This window comes from Bacillus sp. FJAT-25509, from assembly GCF_001420605.1.
Lineage (GTDB): Bacteria > Bacillota > Bacilli > Bacillales > Bacillaceae_G > Gottfriedia.
The window spans coordinates 98,062-122,732 of record NZ_LJIZ01000016.1 but is presented as its reverse complement, the minus strand read 5'-3'; the positions used below and the strand labels follow the sequence as shown (position 1 = coordinate 122,732).

11 protein-coding genes and 1 pseudogene are annotated in these 24,671 nt (G+C 32.3%); 7 read left to right on the top strand and 5 right to left on the bottom strand.

All coding sequences use genetic code 11. The features are described 5' to 3' along the window. The first annotated feature begins 59 nt into the window (after window positions 1-59). Window positions 60-872 (top strand): hypothetical protein, encoded by an 813-nt coding sequence (locus tag AN960_RS09845; RefSeq protein ID WP_056470356.1) that lies wholly within the window; start codon window positions 60-62, stop codon window positions 870-872. Window positions 873-1,888: 1,016 nt separating this feature from the next. Here AN960_RS09845 and AN960_RS09840 read toward each other — a convergent pair. The 3 genes and pseudogenes from AN960_RS09840 to AN960_RS09830 form a co-directional block, all read right to left on the bottom strand. Continuing rightward, complete coding sequence (locus tag AN960_RS09840; RefSeq protein WP_056470352.1) at window positions 1,889-3,259, bottom strand: MDR family MFS transporter; 1,371 nt, start codon at window positions 3,257-3,259, stop codon at window positions 1,889-1,891. A gap of 16 nt (window positions 3,260-3,275) precedes the next feature. Beyond that, a pseudogene (locus AN960_RS09835) lies at window positions 3,276-3,826 on the bottom strand (aldehyde dehydrogenase family protein); the annotation flags it as partial. A gap of 423 nt (window positions 3,827-4,249) precedes the next feature. Continuing rightward, window positions 4,250-5,137, bottom strand: coding sequence for a LysR family transcriptional regulator (locus AN960_RS09830; protein WP_056470346.1), 888 nt, complete (start codon window positions 5,135-5,137; stop codon window positions 4,250-4,252). 118 nt (window positions 5,138-5,255) lie between these two features. On the opposite strand from AN960_RS09830, the gene AN960_RS09825 reads away from it, so the two are divergent. Together AN960_RS09825 and AN960_RS09820 are read left to right on the top strand one after the other, a co-directional pair. Continuing rightward, a complete protein-coding gene (locus AN960_RS09825; protein ID WP_056470343.1) occupies window positions 5,256-6,140 on the top strand; it encodes a DMT family transporter in 885 nt (294 codons plus the stop codon). Next, window positions 6,137-6,850 (top strand): NAD(P)H-dependent oxidoreductase, encoded by a 714-nt coding sequence (locus AN960_RS09820; protein ID WP_082459462.1) that lies wholly within the window; start codon window positions 6,137-6,139, stop codon window positions 6,848-6,850. The genes AN960_RS09825 and AN960_RS09820 overlap by 4 nt, the downstream gene beginning before the upstream one ends. A gap of 352 nt (window positions 6,851-7,202) precedes the next feature. Here AN960_RS09820 and AN960_RS09815 read toward each other — a convergent pair whose 3' ends face one another. Next, a complete protein-coding gene (locus AN960_RS09815; RefSeq protein ID WP_056470340.1) occupies window positions 7,203-7,736 on the bottom strand; it encodes a GNAT family N-acetyltransferase in 534 nt (177 codons plus the stop codon). Window positions 7,737-8,487: 751 nt separating this feature from the next. On the opposite strand from AN960_RS09815, the gene AN960_RS09810 reads away from it, so the two are divergent. The 3 genes from AN960_RS09810 to AN960_RS09800 are packed head-to-tail and all read left to right on the top strand — an operon-like array spanning window position 8,488 to window position 16,291. After that, entirely contained in the window at window positions 8,488-15,435 is a 6,948-nt protein-coding gene (locus tag AN960_RS09810; protein ID WP_056470335.1) for a DNRLRE domain-containing protein, read from the top strand. A 9-nt stretch (window positions 15,436-15,444) separates the two neighbouring features. Continuing rightward, complete coding sequence (locus tag AN960_RS09805; protein ID WP_056470332.1) at window positions 15,445-15,804, top strand: DUF7674 family protein; 360 nt, start codon at window positions 15,445-15,447, stop codon at window positions 15,802-15,804. A gap of 1 nt (window position 15,805) precedes the next feature. Beyond that, the gene (locus tag AN960_RS09800; RefSeq protein WP_056470329.1) at window positions 15,806-16,291 is read left to right on the top strand and encodes a tetratricopeptide repeat protein; all 486 of its coding nucleotides are present in this window, start codon (window positions 15,806-15,808) and stop codon (window positions 16,289-16,291) included. Between the two features lie 288 nt (window positions 16,292-16,579). On the opposite strand, the gene AN960_RS09795 is transcribed toward AN960_RS09800, so the two are convergent. Next, complete coding sequence (locus AN960_RS09795; RefSeq protein ID WP_056470326.1) at window positions 16,580-17,188, bottom strand: recombinase family protein; 609 nt, start codon at window positions 17,186-17,188, stop codon at window positions 16,580-16,582. A 423-nt stretch (window positions 17,189-17,611) separates the two neighbouring features. On the opposite strand from AN960_RS09795, the gene AN960_RS09790 reads away from it, so the two are divergent. Further along, window positions 17,612-24,658, top strand: coding sequence for a tRNase toxin domain-containing protein (locus tag AN960_RS09790; protein WP_056470324.1), 7,047 nt, complete (start codon window positions 17,612-17,614; stop codon window positions 24,656-24,658). Window positions 24,659-24,671: the final 13 nt, after the last annotated feature.

The window sequence follows — 24,671 nt, the reverse complement described above, 5'->3', positions numbered from 1 at the left end:
AAATTGGTAAATCCCTATTTAAACTAAAAAATAGGGATTTCTTAAAAGGAAGTAAAGGTATGATAGAAACTCAATGGATTCATATAGAAAAAAGGTTTGATATAACTGATATTACATTTAAAAAATATTATGTCTATACTACATTTGATGATATTGTTGGAGAAGCCATTGCTTATAAAATTAAAACAAATTCAAATGAATATTCCAAATTTATTAATTTTCTTGTGAGTAATGGGATTAGATTTAACATTTTTCGAAGGGAGTATAAGTTTTCAAAGAAAGAAGGGGAAGATTCTGAAATATTACACTTGAATATTTGCTCTGATGCTAAGGAATCATATTCACCAGATCACGAAGGATACGTTTGTGAACAATGTAAAGAACAAGTACAATTTTTACAAATCAATAATTTACAAGTAAAGTATCTAAATATAAAAAAGTACGATCTAAGTATCACATATATGGGTGATACTGAAATAATAATATCTGAAAAGCTTAAAGATATATTTATTCGAGAAGGTGTAACTGGTATACAATTTTCGAATATATTTGACTTAGATTCTAATGATATTATAGAGGGTTTTTATCATTTAAGATTACAAGAAGGTATTGGAGATGTGGTAGAGCCATCAATTGTTGAAAAGGATGTTAAATGTAATAGTTGCGGATTTTATCATACATTTTTATGTCAAACACCGTTATATTTTTTAAAAGATTCATGGAAGGGATTAGATATTTGTTTTACATCAAACTGGTTTGGTCAACCACCGTCTTATCAAGGTAAAAATATAATAATTTCTAAAAGATTATATCAAATCTTAATAAAAAATAACATTAAACGTATTGAAGTCCAGCCTTCTTTTTTAATTTAGAATTAATCTATCATTTAAAAGTAATATACACTTTTCTGCCGGTCTATTTATCGATCAATTGCGAAGTAACTTGAAAGATTTGATATTAATTATACAGAATACATTTTCAATAAGGGAAAATTATAAAAAATCCTTCGATATGAAGGATTTTTTTATTTTTTTAATAATTGCTTTCTTTGCGTTTTCTAAAAAAACGATGGAAAGACAAATAAGGCTTAAGATGAAGAAGGATACGATAACAATTCCAGAAAATAACTGAGCGAAACTCTCAAAATCATTTTCGTTTATTGGGATAAAGTATTTGTTTATTATTTTATTAAAAAAATGACTTAAAGAATAATAATTTATTAGAATGAAAGAAATCATAAAGAAGAGTATTGAAATTAAAGATGTACCAAAAAATAAGTAACTCATTGGAGTAGTATCGCCATTAGTTGCTAAATAGAACCAAGAACAAATAGATGATATTAATATTATTGCTAATGTCGTATTATCAGAAACATTTAGTAAGAAGGTTGAAAACATACCTATTATTATTGGAGAAGTGAAAAGCCAGATTAGTCCTAAACGAACAGTCTAATGGAAAATCTTGCAAGTTAGCAAAGTTTGAACAAACCTCTTCAACATCCTGTGAATCTGCAGCCATTTCCACTTCCATTTACTCTATTCCGCAATCGGACCATTTAATGGAATAACTATTAGAAAATATTAGTATGCTATAAAAGGAATCGCGCGTTACAATTGGTCTAAATTTACACTTTGTAGTTAGATTTAGAATATATAAAAGAGTGGGTTGAAATATGAGGAAAATAGGGATGGGGGTCTTCATAGTTCTTTTATATTGTTTTCTTTCGTTAACAACCTCGTATATATTGTTAGTATGTAACGATTCGTAAATTTCAAGGGGTACCTACAATATCAAAAACGCCATCCTTTCCTGTAATTCTACAGAAAGAATAGCGTTTTTTCGTTATATAGATACAAGATTAACTTAAGTTTCTGTCATAACTTATCTATCATACAGAAAAATGTTTTTCTTTTTTGCCAGGTAACATTCCTGCTGTAATAAATGCAAATAGTGCCAATACCACTAACATACAAAATATTGTATGCAAACTTACAGCTAATGCAACTCCTTTTAATTGTTCACTTAACCATAAACCAGATACAGCAATTCCAATTGCTTGCCCTAAGTTTCGCATTAAATTATATGATCCCATGGCTGTTCCTCGCATGTTCCAATCTACTGAAGATTGGATAGCGACTGTAAATACAGTGAGTGATAACCCAAAACCCAATCCCAAAATACCTGTTACGACCATTATCCATGGCACCACTGTATTTGCATGAAATAAAACTAAACCGATACATCCAATTATAATAATAGAAAGACCTGTAATTGCTATCCGAACAATGGATGTTTTGCCTAACCATTTTCCAGATAAAATAGCTCCAACTGGCCATGTGATTGACATTGGTAACATTGCAATACCAGAATAGGTAGCATTTAAGTTTTTAACTCCTTGTACCCATAAAGGGATATAAAAAGTTACTGTTACCAATATAAAACCAAGTAAAAATCCTGCGATGTTTGAAATAGTTATAGATCGAATAGTAAATAAAGAAAGCGGCAGCATTGGTTCTTTTCCTTTTGCTTCAATCCAAATAAATAAACAAATTCCCACGAATGCTACAACAATTAAAGATACTATACTACTTGAGATTTGTTTTTGTTCTTTCCATAAAGTTAATGCGTATAAAAAAGCTGTCATACTTACCGTAAATGTAAAAATACCTGGGTAATCGATTATGTGTTTTTTCTTTTCTACATGTTCATGCAAAGATATCCATAAAAGAATGAGAGGAATGATTCCAAAAGGAAGATTCATGTAAAAAATCCAATGCCAAGATATCTTGTCCACTATAAAGCCACCAGCAAGCGGACCAACAATACCAGAAATTCCCCAAACACTGCTAAGCCATCCTTGTAATTTTGCACGTTGTTCAAATGCAAAAATATCTCCAATAATTGTATAGGGGATTGTCGTTAACGCCCCTGCTCCTATTCCTTGAATCATACGAAATATTACAAGTTGTCCCATTGTTTGTGAAAATCCAGAGAGCATCGAACCACTTAGGAAAATAACCACTCCAATTGTAAACATAATTTTTCTTCCATATAAGTCTGCTAACTTTCCAAAAACAGGTGTACTTATAACTGTCGCTAGTAGATAGACAGATATTACCCACGTATATAATTGGTTACCCCCTAAATCTTCTACAATTTTTGGCATTGCTGTACTTACAATGGTCCCTTCAATTGCTGTTAAGAATGTTGCAATTAATAATGCAATAATAACAGGCTTCTGTTTTGTTTTATGATTCATTTTTCTACCTCCTGATCCGTTCACGTTTGTTACCGATAACGATTGTAGCACCTTTTTCTACAGCATCGTCAACTAATCTTTGAACGAAGTCCGCAGATTTATCGTCGATTAATGGAACGATTGTGCTGTCTTGTTCTGGAGATTTAACTGATAATTCAGCTACTTGCGCTTTTAATAAGCAACAAGCTCGCCCCCAGCTTTATGAAGTGCTTCCACCATTTTAATACCGCTAATTGCGCCTTGAGTTGCTGGTTTGAAGATAACATCATTACCCATAATAAGCGCTGGTGCAATTTTTGCAGCAGATAAGTTTACTGGATAGTTAAATGGTGAGATTGCTAATACAACACCAAGTGGTGCGCGTTGGATAATCGCAAGTTTAGATTTCGTTCCGCCAGGAAAGCTATCGCCCATCATGCTTTCTCCGTGCATATGAAGAGCTTTTTCAATCGTGTAACGAATGAAGTCAGCTGTACGAACAACTTCTTTTTTCACAACTTTATATCCTTTACCGACTTCTTTCATAATAATATCGGCAATTTCATCTTGCATATATACAAGCTCATCAAGCATGGCACGTTCCTTTCAACATTTATTTTAAGAATGGCTAAATCATATCATTCGAACTTATATAAGTAAAACAAATATTTATTATGTATCCATTAGAAATCCTAATACAAAAGATAATAGTAGTATGAATTAGTATTACAATATTATTTAAGTTATAGCATCAGGTCGTTTTACCAAAGTAGCCGAAGTGACTTTGAGTTTCAAGTAATTAAAACGTAGTTTGAAAATAAAAAGATCTATAGTAAATTAACTTTTTTTATCATTCTTTTAATAAATTTTATTGAAATGTGAGATTGTATAGTGGCTTTTATAAAGAATGGTACTTAAGGTAACACATATAGATTAGGGAAAGATGGCTGCTGTTTTGCTCTTAGTTTAAACCTTTCGCATAGTAAAAAGACATTCTTTATGAATGCCTCTTCACTTATTTTTTAACTCGGACCCTATTTCCTTAAAATTCTTAATGAGATAGTCAATGAAATATCTACTTGCTATAGGTAATACCCTTTTGTCTTTATAAGCCATACTTATTGTGCGCTTAACAGATGGAGAGATTGATTTTGTTACAATATTATACGGACACCTATCTAAAACAAGTTCCGGTAAAATTGATATACCAAGACCTTGTTCAATCATAGACATAATTGCATAATCGTCATGAACTCGGTATTGTATGTTAGGTTCAAGAGAATTTTGTTCAAAAATGGTTAATGCTTCATTTATTTCTCCCTCATTTAAAAGTATGTAAGGCTCTTCTATTACTTCTTCCAATGAAATTTTGGTTTTAGGTGCTAAACAATGATTTGCTGGCAATACGACAAGCATTTCATCTTCTAGCAATGGAATGCTTGTTAATTTAGACACAGCATCTGGATTAACAAAGCCAAAATCTACAAATCCTTCTTTTATCCAATTACAAATAACTGTATATTCCCCTTGGTATATATCAAAATGAACAGCTGGGTACTGTTCCTTAAAACTTCTTATCAAACTTGGTAGCCAGTGACATGCAACACTAGAAAATGTTCCAATTCGAATAAGCCCACTTTGTAATCCTTTCATCTCTTTTTGTTTCTCTTGCAATTCTCTATGTGAATTGCTGATATTTCTAATATACGGCAAAAACTCTTCGCCATCCGGTGTAAGGGTAATTCCAGTTCGTGATCGCAAGATAAGAGTTGTTGATAGTTCTTTCTCTAATGAATTTACCATTTGACTAATTGCAGATTGGGTGTAACCCAGTTCTTCTGCGGCTTTGGTAAAATTACCTGTTTCGATTACTTTAATAAAAGCATGATATACATTCATTAAATTGCTCCTTGTATTAGAATTACTAATAGTTTCATTATAAACATTCGTTTAACTAATGCAAATTTGAATGATAACATATAGCTCTACCACTAAAACAGGAAAGGATAAAAAACAAATGACACAAAAACAAGCTAATTTACTAATGGCTACAGTCTCTATAGGTTGGGGGACATCTTATATTTTTATGAAACTTCTTGCAGATACAGTTTCTCCCTTCACAGTAGTAGCCTTACGATTCGGGATTGCATTTCTGATTATGATTATCATATTTAATAAAAAATTAATAAGTGTAAATACTAAACTATTAGGCTACAGCGCAATAGTTGGATTATTATTATGCGGGATTTTCATTTCACTTATGTATGGAATGAAATCGACATCTGCTTCTTCAGCAGGTTTTTTAACAAGCACAACTGTAATTTTAGTGCCTGTTTTACAAACACTAATTACAAGAAAATTACCACGGAAAGAGGTAATTTATGGTGTAATAACTGTTTCTATCGGTTTAGCACTACTTACTATTAAAGATGATTTTACATTTTCATTGGGTTCTATTTTATGTTTGTTAGCTGCTTTACTTTATGGGATACACATAATAGTTACAAACTATTTTGTTCAAAAAGTGGATGCATTTCAATTAGGAATTTTTCAGCTTGGCTTTGCATTTCTTTTTTCCCTCATAGGAAATTTCATATTAGAAACGCCTGTACTTGTATTACCCAACGGAGTAATACAGTGGTCCGCAATACTTGGTTTAGCCATTATTTGCTCTGCTTATGGTTTTGTGATGCAGCCAATTGCTCAAAAGTATACTACACCTGAAAGTACAGGATTTTTATTTTCTCTTGAACCAGTTTTTTCAGCAATATTTGCATTTATCTTTCTAAATGAAAACATGGGGGGACAAGGATACTTAGGTGCCTTGCTGATTCTGGCTGGTGTATTAATGGCAAATACGTCATTTAAAAAACAAACTGTATTGAAGGAGATAAAGCAATGAATATTTTAATTATCTACGCACACCCAGAACCGAAGTCTTTTAATGGAGCATTAAAGGATCTGGCGTTTTCAGAATTAACTTCTTTAGGTCATCAAGTCAAAGTATCAGATTTATATGCTATGAACTTCAAAGCTGTTGCTGATGCTGAAGACTTTATCCAGAGAGAAAATAAAGAGTTTTTAAAATATGCAGTAGAACAAAAACATGCAACTAAGACAAACAATTTTTCGGCTGATATTCAAGAAGAACAAGAAAAACTTCTTTGGGCAGACTTTGTTATTTTCCAATTCCCACTATGGTGGTATTCTGTTCCTGCCATTTTGAAAGGGTGGTTTGATAGAGTATTAGCTTCTGGATTTATTTATTCAAGAGATGAAAGATATGATACGGGTAGACTTAAAGGTAGAAAAGCGATGTTGTCTACTACAACTGGTTCTCCTAAACATGCTTATACGCCATACGGAATGGACGGGGATATGCATGAGAAGATACTTTATCATATTAATCATGGCATGCTTTATTTTTCCGGTTTAGAACCTGTTGAACCATTCATTGCATGGACGCCTTCACATAATGAAGAAGAAAGAAAACGTTACTTAGAGGAATATAAAAAACGTTTGCATAATATTTCTGAGATTCCTTCTATTCCATACCATCCTGCTTCTCATTATGACGAAAATCATCAACTAAAAGTAGAATATAGAAAGTGAAAATGTTGTTGAACTACTGTGAAAGAACGTGAATACTTTCATTCTCTATGTGAATTTTTGATTCATGGCTGGCTAACGGGTAGTTTTAATTAAAGGGGAACTAAGCGATTTTAGACAGATGCTATATCTTCCATTACTCCATTAAAAATCACTTTAAAGGAGTAAGGAGGATTTTAAAAAAAATGAATTAAAAGTAAGTTTTAGATTAACAACATTCCTGGAATTTTTTCAAAAACCTCCGGAATGCAAGTAAAACAAAAAAAGAACGTATTTCTTAATTCGAAATAGAAAATGTTATAAAACAATTTTCGGACAACCTCTTTTTAATTAAAATCTAATCATTCAAAAGCTTTTACTCTAAAAAAGCTTTTGAATAATGAACGACACCTTGCACTTTTTCAAGAGAATTATGTGTTAATTCTAGAGCCATAAATACCTCATCAGGCACTTCAAATGGGGCTTGAATATTCCATAAGCTAGCTGGTTTAAAACCAAACTTAGGATAATAATCTTTATGTCCTAAAACAATTACTGAACTATAACCAAGGTCTTTTGCGTTTTTTAAGGCAACGTGAATTAACTGTCTTCCGATTCCTTTTTTCTGATACTCAGGAGTTACAGAAACTGGAGCAAGTGCCAAAGAATCGACTGCGTTATCACCATCTACAATTTTTATTTTAGATAGAAGAATATGACCTATAACCTTATTACCTTGACTTAATGCGACTAATGAAAGTTCAGGAATGAATGCATCTGATTTTCTAATCCTATTTACAAGTAAATGTTCTCTCTTATCGCTATATTCTTCATTCAAAAAGGCATTTTTAATAATTTCTTCAGTTGTATTATATTCTGTATTGAGTTCTGGTCGAATTATGATATCCATTTATAGTCCCCTGTTCTTTTTATATACTTTATTTTTTATCCTATAAATGGCACTTTCTTTATGCACGAAGTCATTAAGAAAGCGTTACACACCCAGCTCTAAACATAAGTTTAACAAACAAAAACCTTCAATTTAGTATGTTTTTATTTTATAGTGTTTATGTCATAGTGGTCAAACTCCAGTATATTACTCCGTTGTTGTGCTAACGGGTTGCATTAGTTTGAGATGACAGTATTTAGAAATCGAAAAGTTTTAAAATAAGAAGGCAAAATAAAACCGGATTCTTTTACTTTGCATAGATAAATCAGAGTTTTATTTCCAAAAAAGTGTCTTAACGTTGTAAATCCGCATTTCTCTGACGCTACCCCATATTGAGTTGTATTTAATATATGCAGATCAATTATAAGTGACCTTTAGTTTGATAGACAAAGAGGGTAATTCCACTTGACTACAAGCTTTTTTATTGATTAGAAATAATGATAATAATGAGAGAATAACTCGGATCTTTTAATATTAAAAAAATGAATAATTAGTAATATTGCGTTGTTTAAAGACTAATAAATTTATAGTTGATTAGTTGGATATAGTATTAAAAATTTATAATATTCAGTAAAAACATTGTAATAAAAATGTAACGAATTTATAATTTTATTTGTTTTCAAAATATTACGAAAGGAATATGGAATTCAGAAAAAATTGTTCAATATCTATCTAGAACATATCAAAATTGAATAAGAGGATGGCTATACACATGAAGAAACATACACTAAGGCTTTTCTTTGTTAGGATTGTGTTAACAGTTTTAGTTATTAGTTCAATTCAATTAAAAGCATTTGCTGAAGAATTAACTAGTACGAAAAAAGTTGATGAGACAATAGTTCAAACAAACTCAGTTGAAGATACTGAACCAAAAGTCGGAGAATTAATTGATGAGCGTACGGCTAATACCAAGACATTCTATAATGGCGACGGTAAATACACTGAAAAAGTCTACTTTGAACCTGTAAATATGAAAGAACCAGGAGAAACAAACTTCGAAGAAATTTCTCCGGATTTAGTAAAAGATAATACAACTACAAATATTATAACAACAGAAAATACTGCGATTGATACTGAATTCCTTAAAACAATGTCAAATGGCAAATACGCTAATTTTTCATATAAAGGGCATTCTTTGTCATTGTCTATATTACAGGCTGCGGGAGAAGATAAAACAACATTAAACGCAAGTGATGTTGATGCCAAGTTTGTTGAGAATACGAACAAAATTGTTCATGAAAGTGTTTTTCCTCAAATTGATTTACAAAACTACACCTTTAATCAAAATACAAAAGAAGATTTAGTTTTACACCAATACGATGGTTATCATATTTTTACTTTTAATATTCAAACTGACTTAAAAGCGACGATTGATGAAGATGGCAATATTCAAATGAAAGATGACGATGATAAGAAGATTTTTGAATTGCCGAAACCATTTATGTCGGATTCGAATATTAATGAAGGTTCCGGAGAAGCAGTTACATCTGATAAAGTGAGCTACGATATCGAAGAAATAGATGGTGGATATAAATTAACGTTAAATGCTGATCCAGATTGGTTAGCAAGTCCTAATCGAGTGTTCCCAGTATTTATTGATCCTACAACTTCTGTAACGGATTCATCAGATACTTTTGTAATGAGTGCTTATCCAACAACAAACTATTCGGGTACATCATCAAAATGGGACGCTGGGTTAGGTGCATATATCTTAAAAATTGGTAATTATGATGCTACCACAGGTACATGTTATGCCTTTTTAAACCAAGGTTTACCAGCAAATTTAACTGGTTTAACGATTACTAATGCTTCCTTTAATGCATACGTAAAACATAGTGCCTCTTCCAGTGCAAACGGTATTTGGTTAGATCGTATTACAGGAACATGGTCTAACTCATCTGTAACTTGGGATACGAAACCAAGTTCTACAAATATAGCAACTACTACTGTAGGAGAGGGTCAGTGGGCCAACTTCGATATTACAAATACAGTAAAAAGTTGGCTAAGTGGTTCTTTAACTAATTATGGTCTTAAATTACATGAAAACGGAAATGGATCATCTTATTGGAAAAAAATAATTTCAACTTCAAATTCTGATAACAATCCATACATATCCGTTAACTATACTATTCCTACACCTGATTCACCAACTGGATATGCCTATTCATATGGTGATAGTACCAATTCAGGATACGTTGATTTAAATTGGGATGCAGTTCCAGGTGCGACTGGTTATAAAGTGTTAATTTTCAATGGGAATGATTATGATGAGTTTTCTGTTGGAAATGTAACAAGTTGGAGCACGAAAGGGAAGAAAATTTGGCCATCGCCATCAGAAATCGCAAGTGGAGTTTTTACATTACATGATGGGACAAGTGGTGGAGTGGAACTACCAAATGATCCATCAGCCTTATATAAAAAGAATGGAAATAAATACCCTACAAATACAAATTATTGGTTTCGAATAAAAGCTATCTATCCATTAGGTGAAAGTACGCAATCTGACCTACCTTTTAAACCGACGATACCAAATCTGAAATTTGCAGAAATGACCTCTGTTAATAGTTTTACTAGAGGAACAAACGGATATATTGATTTAAGTTGGAAGCCTGTGACAGGTGCAACTGGTTACAAGTTCTTAATGTATAACGGAAAAGCATTCGAATCATTAGATATAGGCAATGTGACATCATGGACAACGAAAGATAAAAAGTATTGGCCAAAACCGACAGAAAGTTATGATTTACATTTAGATAACACAAAATCGGGTGATGAACTAGCAATAGATCCGTCTATAGTCTATCAAAAGGCGAATCCAAATTATAAACCAAGATATTATGTATTAAAAATTGTTCCATATAATGCTAACGGTGAGACGGTGCAACCTGCAGCATCTTATTCATACATTCCGCTAATCCCTGTACCTAGTCCTCCAACAGGACGAGCTTATACAAATTTAAGTCAAAGTAACTCAGGATACGTAAACTTGAGTTGGGATAAGATTTCGGGAGCAACAGGTTATAAAGTATGGGTTTACAATGGAAAAGACTATGAATCCTATGATGTAGGGGATGTAGATAATTGGACCACACAAAATAAAGGAATTTGGCCGAGTCAATCGGAAATTGATAATGATGGTAGGAAAAATCTACATCATCCGACTAATCCAGATGATTCCAATTATGGTGGAGAAGAATTACCTCTCGAACCATCAAAACTATATGCGAAAAATGGGACAACCTATGCAACTAGTCCATACTATTACTTTAGGATAAGTGCGTATAATAGCCAAGGTGAAACTGTTTATTCCTCAACTTACTTTAGAACAGTCATTGGTGAAGCAGTACCATTCCTCGGTATGCAAGACTACTGGTCATATGTCGATGTACCTGGTGGTAGTGTTAATACTGCAACTGGTAACTATATCAGAAGTGAAAATGATTTTTCATTAGGTGGAAAAGGACCAGGCATCACAATTGAACGAACTTATAATAGTCAGTCAACAATCAATGGATTATTTGGAGTAGGCTGGCATAGTAACTTAGATGAATCGATTACATTAATAAATAATGATGCTCATTATGTAGATGAAGATGGCACACTTTTAACATTTGAAAAAGATTCAAAAGGAGTATATCAACCACCAACAGGCGTTGATTTAACATTAACAGATAATGGCTCAGAACTTACACTTAAAGATAATAGTCAAATAACAAAGACTTTCGATAAGACGACTGGTCATATTAAAAGTATAGAAGATGGAAATCATCTTAAAACAACATTAAATTACACTAATAATCAATTGACATCAATATCTGATGCGTCAAATCGAAAAGTGGTAGATATTCAATATAATGTTGAAGGACATATCAATCAGTTAAGTTTATTTTCGAGCCGTACAATCAATTATGAGTATAGTGGTATGTTGCTGTCAAAAGTAACCGATCCAAATAATGAAATAACTCAATACGAATATGATTCTGAAAATAAAATGACTAAAGTATCATTACCAGTAATTTCTACGACTACGCCAACAATTAATATCGTATATCAAGATGATCAAGTAACTTCCATAACTGATCCAATGGATAAAATCTATCAACTAACTTATGATTCTGATTCAGATGGAAATTTTGTAAAAGTTCAATTCCCAAATGATAAAATCAATCAGTATTGGTACAATGCAGATGCCAATCCGACTAAAATAAAAGAAGATGTTGGTGGGAAAAATACAACGATAGTTTATAATTACGAAGGTAATAGATTAAAAGAATCATATGATCCAAACGACGTTGATCGAAACGACGTTGGAAAATCGCCAACTGAATCCTATTCATATGATTCCAACGGTAATACGGCTACAGCTACATCTCACTATGGTACTGAAGATTTTGATTATGACAATTTAAATAATCAAACTTCTTATACAGATACAGAGTCAAAAGAATCAACGACAGTTTATGATGGAGTAAATGCTGTATCGGATAATGATATTACAAATGCAATTGCATCCTATACTAAATATGATAACTATGGGAATGCAATCGAGACTAGTAATAGTTTAAGTGCAGCAACAAATTTATTAACAAATGGTAGTTTTCAAAATGGTTTGATAGGTTGGACTAAAATTGTCACCCCTGTAAATGATACTGGTACAATTAGTATTGATTCGATCGGGAAGAACGGCATTAGTGGAAATAAATCAATCAAATTTTCTCCACAATCAACATCAAATTCATTCGGATATCTATACCTGTACCAAACGATTTCAAACATCAAAGAAAATACGAATTATACTTTAAGTTCAGATATTAAGTCAGATTTATCAAAAGTGAACGCCATCTATCGATTCCAGTTTTTTAATGCTAGTGGTACAAGCATTGGAACTACAATCGGAACAATTAATGTTTCTGGAAAACAAGATTGGATTAATAGACCTTTTTCTTTTAAAACGCCAGCTGGCACAACGAAAGTTCAAGTTAAACTAGAGGTAGATCATAACTCTATTGATGGTAAAGGTGACGTGTGGTTTGATTCTGTTCAATTAGAAAAGGCAGAGTTTCAATCTAACTTTAATCCAATTGAAAATGGAGGGTTTGAAAACTCACTTACATCTTGGACAGGTAGTGGTGGTACCGTTGATTCAACTGAACAGTTTGATTCATCAAATTCATTAAAAATCGTTCGTTCAAGTTCAACAGCTCCTACAAATGAGTATAAACAAACGGTTTTAATTGGACAAAAACCAGATGATCAACCAATTGATCTAACTTTAACGGGATTGTCTAAAGCAACAAATGTTGTTATTCCAATTGATGGCACGAAAGATTCTACTAAATATGCATTAAAAGCAGTCATTAATTACACAGATGGAACAAACGCAACAATTACTGCAAACTTTTTAGACGGAACGAAAGAGTGGAATCGAGCATATGCAGATACCTCAGCAACCACAACCAAACCAATCAATACAATTGATGTGTCTGTTGTTTTTGGAGGGAACTTTACAGGTACCGCATGGTTTGATGGCATTCGAATTATAAAAGGAAAAAATAAATTAATATCGATCTATGATACTGAGGGTAATTACTTAAATCAAACGACTGACCAAGCAAATTATTCAACTAAATTTGAATATGATTCGTTTGGAAATCAAACAAAGGTAACAGATGCGAGTCAAAATGTGAAACAATTCCATTATGATAATGCGAATCAACTGGATAAAGTCACATCTGCGAATAATACAACTATCGAATACAAATATAAAGCAGGTTTACAAACAAGTAAAACTATTAATAGTACTGCAGATAATCGAAATCAAATATTTCAATATGAATATGATAACAGTGGTAATTTAATAAAAACAACTGGACCTCTTAATGATATTACAACAAATAAATACGATGATAATAGTCGTTTAATTGAATCAACATTGCCAAGTGGTACAACGATTTCAAATACTTATGATGGTTCAGATTGTTTAACTTCAATTGCTTACAATCATATAAACTATTATGATTTTTCGTACGATGGAAATGGAAACCAAACAAAAGTTGTCAATAATCAATTAAATCGAACAACTACAAACGATGTAATTGATACTCAGAACCGTATTACTAAAAAAACCATAACGCAAGGAACGACAAGCTCAGTCCAAACGTGGTTGTATCCATCTGATTCAGATAAACTAATAAGCACAACTTTTGACCAAGGACCAATGTCTGAAACAACAAGTTATTCGTATAATAATATGAATCAAAATTCAATTGTTTCAAACAGTGGCAAGAACTTTTTATTTAGTTATGATGAACTTGGAAACTTGCGCTCCTATAATGCAGGCAATAATTCGAGTACATCTTATCAATATAATGATCGAAATTTAATCGATACAGAGCGAATTCAATCAGCTAATGGTTCAATCCTTTTAGATGAATCATATGAGTACGATAAGAATGGTAATCGTACCAAAGTAAATTTACCAAACAATCAAGCAGTTGTTTACACATATGATTCTTTAAATCAATTAACTTCAGAAGAACTTCCAGATGGAACTAAAAAGATTTATAGTTATGACGGCTTTGGTAACCGTACAAATGTAAAAGTAGCCAAAGATGGTGTAACAATTGAAACAAACTCCCAATTTAATAAGGAAAATCAATTAGTTGAATTTGGTAATGACCCAATTCAGTATGATGATGATGGTAATCGTACAGATGATGGAGATTATCGTTACGAGTGGAATCCATTAGGTCAACTAATTTCAATTACGAAAAACGGAGAAAGTACACCGTATACATTATATAAATATGATGAGCAAGGGCGTCGTATTGAAAAAACTGTTGATAGTGTAATAACAAAGTATTTTTATGATGGAGATAGTATTAACATCTTATATGAAACAGATGGTACAGGTTTAGTTTTACGATCTTATGTTTATTCAGCAACCGGTCAACGTCTTGCAATGAAAACTCAAGGACAACTATTTTATTACCATTATAATGCTCATGGAGATGTTATTGCATTAACAGATGATAATAATCAAGTGGTTGCAACTTATGCATATGATGCATGGGGCAATGTGATACAAAATTCATCACAAGGGTTAGCTGCTGACAATCCATTCCGATATGCAGGATATATGTACGATAATGAAATAAAAATGTACTACTTAAAGGCGAGGTATTATCAACCTAAAACAGGTGAATTTTTATCAATTGATCATTTAGCAGGTGATGAAAAGGAACTACTTTCACAAAATGGATATATATACGTAAGTAATAACCCTATTCAATTAATTGATAAAAATGGTGAAAAAGAAGAACAGGTTATGGGACAAGGCGTTGGCGCAGGCGCGGGCGGAGTAGCTGTTTCACAAATTGGTAAAAATTTATTAAAAAAAGTAAAATTACAAAAGTTAAAAAATATTATTACCAATATATATCGTCCCGGTAAAGTAGGCGATGGTAGTCTTATGGATGCAGTAAGTTTAGAAGTTAGAAAGGGGATTATTACAGGAGGGAAATCTCATATAAAAAAAGCTAAAGATACTTTAACTGGTCTTTCAAAAACATTAAAGAAAAAGGATATTACCAAAAAAGAAATTGAAATAGCTCATGATTTATATGTTAAATTAAAAAAGGCATTAAATGGAAAATATTGAGGTGGTAGTATGTTAAATATAAATCAGATTACTCAGCTTTTCTTAAAGAATTTTCCCGAATATTTACCTGCATTTGAAGTTCATGTAGAATTTAACGAGTGTTTCTTACCTCATATTTTTTATAGTGATGTAATCAGTAAACATTTATTATTTTTATTATGGAATAATATGGAGCAGGAAAGAGTAAAAGAAATAATAACATTCATAGAATATATGTTGGAAAATGGTGACGAAGAATTAAATAATGTAATGGCAGTTAGTGTCTTTCCACCAATTATATATAATGAGATTGTTCTAGAAAGAGCTTGGAAGTTTATGGGTCAAAACACCAAAAATATTATTAAAATTATAATTGAAAGTGGGGAATAATGTGAGTGCTAATACATTAATTAATGATTTCTTGAATCAGTTCCCAACTTATTCTCCAGCTTATTACGAGATAATTCATCGGAATGGACATTTTGATCAAAATAAATTCTTTATAAGTGTAGTCGGTGAAAATTTAATTTTTTTGCTGGAAAACAGAATGGAAGTTCCATTTGTAAAAACTTTATTCAACTATTTTGAATTAAAAGTAGGAGATAATGATTTAATAAGCAAAGAAATCATTAGTAAAATATTGATACTACTTGTAGAGGATAAGAGCCTTATTAAGGAAGCACGGAAACATATGTGTTCAAATATAAAACAGTTATCATATATAATTGAAGAAAGTATGGAATATTACGAATTAGGAATGGAGTGTATTGAAGAAGGTAGGTTTCAAATAGCTTTAGAATATTTTGAAGAGTCACTTTCATTATATATAAATGATGAAACACGTAACAAAATTAATGAATGTAAAACTGAGTTATAAGATTGAAAAATAATTTATAAAAAGCTGAACCTTAAGCTCACTTAATATAAAAGTGAGCTTTTGTTTATTTAGCACTTGAAACAACTAGAAGACTACGAGAAGAAAGTAGAAGAAATTTAAAGGTTATTGATGTTTTGTTTTCATTAGTAAGTCAAAAATCAAATTAGTATTGTGTAGAGTGTGGTTTCTTTATAAAAGAAATTATTTATTAATGTGATAAAAGAAACTATCTTTACGATAATAAAGTTTATATTTCTGTACTAGTTTCTTCCTATTATATATATGTCATTAATTAGACTTTTCCTCATACTCTTTTACAAGTTTATAAAATGATGTTTTCTTCAATCCTAATTCCTTCATTGCAGCAACCCCTGTTATTTCTTTTGACTTCCATCGTTTATATACAGTTTCAAATTCTTCACCAAGTTGTATAGTTGGTCTCCCGAATTTAACCCCATTTCGTAGAGCTGCATCAATTCCCTCTCGTTGACGCTTACGAATCCTTTCCCGTTCCTCTTCAGCCATCCAAGATAAGATTTGCAAAACAAGATCTGCGATAAATGTACCTAAACTATCTTTATATTGAGTCGTATCTAACAATGGCATATCCAAGACGACAATGTCAGCTTGAATATTTTTCGTTATGTCGTTCCATTCCTCCAAAATGCCTTCTTTATTTCTTCCGAATCGATCAAGGGAATGGATATAAAGGATGTCTCCTTTTCTTAGGATCCGTTTCAACAATTGATATTGTTCTCGATTAAAATTTTTACCACTTTGTTGATCAATGAAAAGATCACGCTCATCAATACCATGTTGTTTCATGGAATCTAATTGTCTTTGTTCATTTTGATCCTTACTACTTACTCGAATGTATCCAAATTTCCGACTATCCATTATTTTCATTCCTTTTTCCAATTTGATACATAAATTATACCAAATTACGTTCGTAAATCTATAAGATTCCATCGAACGTCCGCAAATTCATTTTTATATAATAACGAACTAATATTTTAAAAGATTATAAGTATTTTATAATCGTTCGTTTAGGTGTACTTTAATGAACACTTATAGTAATAATTGTTTAGCTGTTTTGTTAGTAAACAATTGAGGCCTATAATTAAATTGAAAAATTATAGGTTTATATAATAAAAGATAGATATATATATATTGTGTAAATAATGTGAATTATAAATATTATTAGATTGTTATTAAATTTTAATTTAATTATAATAATAAAGTAGTTTTATTAAAAAAGTATTAAGGAGGGTAGAGGAAGTTGAATTATTTGGAAAAATAAAATCATAGGAGGATAACTACTTGGGGAATAGTAGATTTAAAAAGTTTTTAATATGTTTTATTTTATTCTTCTTTATATTCACATCACTTCCTACTAGCATTTTAGCCGAGACGGGTTATACAGAGGAAAAAGCTACAGTTACAACTCATTTTAAAGATACCGAAGATGCTACATCAGAAGCTAAAATAGGGGAAATAATAGAAGAACGGACTGAGAATACAAAAACATTCTATAATGGAAATGGAAAATATACTGAAAATATATATTTTGACCCAATCCATACTAGAGAAGAAGGGGAAAATACATATGAAGAAATTTCTTCTGATTTAGTAAAAGATATAACGGCTACTAATATAGTAACTACTGAAAATACAGCAATTGACACTGATTTCTTAAAAACGATGTCTAATGGTAAATATGCTAATTTTTCATATGAAGGACATTCATTGTCACTATCAATCTTACAAGCTATTGGAGAAGATAAAACCACATTAGACGCAAAAGATGTTGACGCTACTTTTGTTGAAAATTCTAATAAAATTGAACATAAAGGTATTTTTCCTTCAATTGACTTACAAAATTACACATTTAGTCAGAATACCAAAGAAGATTTAGTATTACATCAATACGATGGATATCATATTTTTAAATTTAAATTAACAACAGATTTAAAAGCAGTAATTGAGGATGGTAGCATCCTGTTAAAAGATGAAGATAATAAGAAGGTTTTTGAATTACCAAAGCCAATTATGTCTGACTCAAATTATAATGAAGGATCGGGAGAAACTGCAACTTCTGATAAAGTAAATTATGAGATTCAAAAAACTGAAGAGGGATATCTGTTAACACTAAATGCAGATACAGAATGGTTAGATAGTTCAGATCGTGTATTTCCAATCTTTATTGATCCAACAACTTCAGTAACAAACTCATCAGATACATTTGTCATGGGTGCGTATCCCACAACAAACTATTCAAGCACGACATCGAAATGGGATTCAGGATTAGGTGAGTATATATTAAAAGTTGGTAACTATGATAGCACAACAGGAAATTGTTATGCACTATTAAATCAACCTTTACCAGCTAACCTAAATGGCCTAACGATAACAAACGCAACTTTTAATGCATATGTTACGCATAGTGCATCAGCTAGTGCAACTGATATTTTTTTAGATCGGAATACGGAATCTTGGACCAACTCTACAGTTACTTGGAATACAAGACCTAGTTCGACAAATATTAAAACTATAAGTGTAGCCAAAGATCAGTGGGCGAGATTTGACGTCACAAGCACAGTGAAAAGCTGGTTAAGTGGTTCGTTATCGAATTATGGTTTTAAGATACATGAAAACGGTAACGGACAGTCTTATTGGAAAAAAATCGTCTCAACTTCAAATTCAGATAATAATCCGTATATTTCAGTTGATTACACGATTCCTACACCTGCTGTACCTACTGGCAAAGTGTACTCTTATGGAGATGGTAGTAACACTGGGTATGTAGATTTAGATTGGAATCCTATCCCAGGAGCTACAGGTTATAATGTTTGGATTTTTAATGGTAAAGATTATGAAGCATTTCCTGTAGGAACAGCAACTTCGTATACAACTAAAGGGAAAAAAATATGGCCATCCTCAGATGACATTGCAAAAGGTAATTACGCATTACATCACAATAGTTCAGAGGGTGGTACTGAACTACCACTGGACCCTTCTACTCTATATAAAGAAAATGGGAAAATATATCCGGATCGAACTAATTATTGGTTTCGAATAACTGCTATTTATCCATTAGGTGAGAGTGTACGTTCAAACGCTTATATGCCAACTATCCCAAATACTCTGAGACCAGCAACACCTACTGGTACAAGTTATACAAATGGAAATGGCACGGGGTATGCTGATTTTAAATGGGATGCTGTAACAGGTGCAAAAGGCTATAAAATATGGATGTGGAACGGGGTTGCATATGAATCATTAGATGTTGGGAATGTGACTTCATGGACAACAAAAGGTAAAAAATATTGGCCAACTTCAGCTGAGATTAGTGCTAGAAAATATGCTTTACATCTAGATGACAATGCAGGTGCTGAATTACCTCTTGATCCTGCACCGACCTATGCAAATGCTGGAACTGCTTATGCAAATATACATCATTATTATATAAGAGTAAGCGCATATAATGACACAGGAGAATCAGTCTACTCTAGTTCTTATTTTGGACCGACGATTTCAAGTTTACCAGTGCCTAAACCACCAACTGGCAGGGCTTATACGAATATTAATAATTCTGGCTATATCATTTTAAATTGGGATAAAATTGCAGGTGCTGAAGGGTATAAAGTATGGGTATATAATGGTAAAGATTATGAATCATATGATGTTAAAGATGTAGATACTTGGACGACGCAAAATAAGGGTATTTGGCCTAGTCAAGCTGATATTGATGGCGGAATGAAAAATCTCTATCATCCGAAGAGTGAATCAGATACTTACTATGGTGGCGAAGAACTTCCTCTAGAACCTTTTAAGTTATATGCGAAAAATGGTACAACTTATGCCACTAGTCCATATTACTATTTTCGGATAAGCGCATACGATGGCGATGGAGAAACTATCTATTCATCAACTTATTTTAGGACACCAATTGGACAACCAGTTCCTTTTTTAGGTACCGAAGATTATTGGTCATTTATTGATGTACCGTATGGAAAAGTAAATGTAGCAACTGGTAATTTAATTGTGGATGAAGAGGATTATTCAATTTCAGGTAGAGGGCCTGAGTTAGGATTACACAGAACTTACAATAGTATGTCAACTTCAGTAGGGCTTTTTGGACCTGGATGGCATTCAGATTTAGATATGAAAGTAACGGCTTCTAGTGATAAAAGCAAGGTTACTTTAGTTGACGAAGATGGGACATTACATCAGTTTGAAAAAATTGATGGTGCATATCAAGCACCTACAGGTATCTATCTGGAATTAACTGAAGATACTGAATCATATATCCTGAAGAGTACGGATCAATCGCAATCTTATTTTTCAAAAGCAACCGGTAAATTAACTAAAATAGTAGACGGTTATGGAAATACTTTAAAATACACATACGATTCAAATGGTAAATTAACAACTATAACTGATGCATCACTTATTAGACCTAGACATTTAGATCTTAAATACGATACAAACGGATACGTTTCTGAAGTGTCAGGACCAGACAGCAGAAAGGTTTCGTATGTTTACCAAAATGGATTCTTAACAAAAGTTACACAAACTGCAGGTGAAGTTACAAGCTATGAATATGCTGGTGGAAAATTAAAGAAAGTATATGAACCTAATCATACTATAGATAAGCCAGTCGTAAATCAATACGTATACGATGGTGATACGAAAAAAGTAATCGAAGTACAAGATCCTAAGAAACAAAAATATTTATTAGATTACGATACAACTAATAAAAAACTAACAGTTACCTCACCAAAGGGTAATAAAGATGAGTATACCTATAATGATGCAGCAAACCCAACCAAAGTGGTTGAAGATGTTGGGGGGCTAAATATCACATCTACATTTAATTATGAAGGTAATAATTTAGTAGAATCAAAGGATCCAAATGATCAAAATTCATCTACTCCAACTGAAAAGTATACGTATGATGGCAATGGAAATGTTCTTACAGCTCAAGATAACTATGGTACTGAAACTTATGAGTATAATTCAAATAATGATGTTACTTCTGCAGTAGATGCTGAGGGAGATCAAACTACAATTGCTTATGACGATTTGGACGCTGTTTCTGAGACTGATCAAAATGGTAAAACATCATCAATTGCCAAGTACGAAAAAGGTACTAATGGAATGAGTAATGGGAATCTTTTAGAATCGAGCTATACGTTAGCTACTGCAACAAATCTAATAACAAATAATAGTCTTGAAAACAACTTGACTGGTTGGGCAACTAACCGGACTAATGACACAGGAACGCTAACGGTAGATTCAACAACAGCAAATAATCTTTCTGGAACTAAATCATTAAAAATTTCAGCACAATCAACAAGTAGTTCTAAAGGATTTTTAGCAGCTACACAAGAACTACCTATTGAAGAAAATAGGCAGTATACATTAAGTGGTCTCATTAAAACTGATGTTTCAAAAGGAAATGCTTTCTTTAATGTTTTAGTGATGGATGCAAATAACAATACTCTTTTATGGACGGATAATCGCTATAGTCAAATTACTGGAAATAGAAATTGGACAGAAAGACAATTATCATTTAAAACACCCGCAAATGCAGTAAAGATTAGAATTTATTTAGAAATAGAGCACTATGATATTACCGCTGTTGGTTCCGCTTGGTTTGATAATATTCAGTTAGAAAAAGGAGAGGTTTCTTCTAGTTATAATCCAATTTTAAATAGTAGTTTTAATGGGTTAACTAATTGGACTGGCTCAGGAGGTAGTAACGATACTGCAACTGGATTTGAGGATAGTACTTCATTAAAAATTGCTAGAACAGCTACAACACAAGCTACGAGTGAGTATAAACAAACAGTTGTTGTTGGACAAAGTTTAACTGATGATCCATTTAATATAACACTGACGGGGTTATCGAAAGCTGATAATGTGGTGAAGAAAAGCACCGACACTGTTTCAAATCGAGATTATTCGATTGTGGGTAAAGTTACTTATACAAATGGTGAAATAGAAGAAATAGTTGCAAGTTTTCCTATTGGAACACAAGATTGGAATCGAGCTGCAGTTAAAATTCCGAGCACAAAACCTATCAATAAGATTGAAATATCAACTGTATTTAGTGGTAATTACACAGGTACAGTTTGGTTTGATGGCTTACGTATAATTAAAGGTGCCATTGTAACCAAAAGTAATTATGATGGTGACAAAAACTATGTGATAGAATCTGAAGATGAGCTAGGAAATATTTCCAAGATGACGTATGATAAAAATGGAAACACAATAAGTGAAACGAATGCAAAAAAAGAACTAAAAACATACGAATACGATGCCGCAGACCAATTAACAAAACTATCATTAGCGAATAAAACAACAATTAACTATCAATATGATAAAAACGGTAATACAACAACGAAGACAATCGAAACCTATCAAGGGGACAAGCAAATTTTTAATTATAAGTATGATGAAAATGGTGCAGCTATTGAAACATTAGGTCCTTTATCTGAGAAGACAATAAACGAATATGATGCTAATGGCAATAACACTAAAAGCTTGTTACCAAATGGGAATATCATTTCAAACGATTATGATGGGACTGACAGAGTAAAGAGTGTATCATTTAATGGGGACAAAACCTATAGTTATACTTATGATAAAAATGGAAATGAATTATCGGTCATTTATGACAAAGATGGGCGAACTAAATCAAAAACTTACGACTCTGCGAATCGAGTTATAAAACTTGAAGATCGTGGAGCAACACAAGAGTGGAAATACTTAACAAATTCAGATAAGCTATCTGAATTTAATGTTAACGATGGGGAATATAATTTAAAATACTATTATAACGAACTTGATCAGAATACAGTTGTATATGATGGAGAATACTCTTATAGATTTGATTATGGCGAGCGTGGACATGTCAAAACATATACCAGTGGAAATTACTCAGGAGCATCTTTCAAATATGATGATCGTGGCTTCGTTCAACAAGTAGTGATTGGACAAAAAGATGGAATAGAAATTCTAGATGAAACCTATAGTTACGATGAAAATGGCAACCGTTTAAGTATTAGGTATCCAAATGGCCAATATATCTCCTATGAATATGGTAAACTAGATCAACTAGAAAAAGAGATTTTAAAAGATGGTACAATTAAAGAGTATTTGTACGATGGATTTGGCAATCGTACTACAGTGAAAGAAATAAAAGATGGTACGTTGAAAACCATGACAAGTAATTATAACAATGAGAACCAACTCATAATATTTAATTCTGAAATAATTAAATATGACTTAAATGGAAATCGACTAGAAGATGGACAATTTATTTATAAGTGGAATTCACAGGATCAACTTGAATCCATTACCAAAAAAGGGGAAAGCATCCCGTTTGCGATTTACAAATATGATGAATTAGGTCATCGTATTCAAAAAACTGTTGGAGATATAACTACAAATTATCATTATGATGGTGATGGTTTAAACGTTTTATATGAATCAAATGGCCAAAACCAGGTAACAAAATCGTATGTTTATTCTGAAGCAGGACAATTGTTGGCAATGAAGAAAGGTACTGAAAAGTATTTTTATCACTTCAACTCGCATGGAGATGTCATTGCTTTAACAGATAAGACAGGCAAAGTTGTAGCAAAATATGAATATGATGCGTGGGGTAACCCATTAAAGGTAGAGGAAGATGCGGTTGTAAAAGATAATCCTTATCGTTATGCCGGTTATCAATTTGATGTAGAAACAGGATTATATTACCTAATTTCAAGATATTACCAAGCTAACCAGGGAGTCTTTTTATCACTTGATCCTGATCCGGGTAATGCAATTGATGCAATAACACAAAATGGTTATAACTATTCAAATAATAATCCAGTAATGTATTTTGATTATGATGGAAACTCCGCAAATAATGATGGATACGGAACCCAACCAATGCTGTCACGAGGTGGCGGCAGTGGAGGCGGAGGCGGAGGTAGTAGATCCTTTAAATTCAAATTCAAATTAAAGTCATCTAAAGGGAAAAATAGTTATAAAGGAAAGATACCTAATAAGGTTACAGTAAATAAGTCAAAAGTAATGAAATCGGCAAGGGCTCCTAAAAAAGGTGGAGAAACAAAAGTAGGGCATGCATTGCAAAAGCACGCAGGAAAACATCCTGAAACCTGGGGGAAAGTGAAGGGGAATTCATCACAAATAAACAAAGATGGTGAAAAACATTTACGTGAAATTCTAGATGCGCCTGGAAACTTTAAAAAGGTAACGTCTAAAGGAAATACATTCCTAGAGAAAAGATTGCAGGATGGTAGAGGTGTCAGACTTAATCGTGATGGAAATTTTAAAGGATTTATAGATTAGGAAAGAGGTTGAT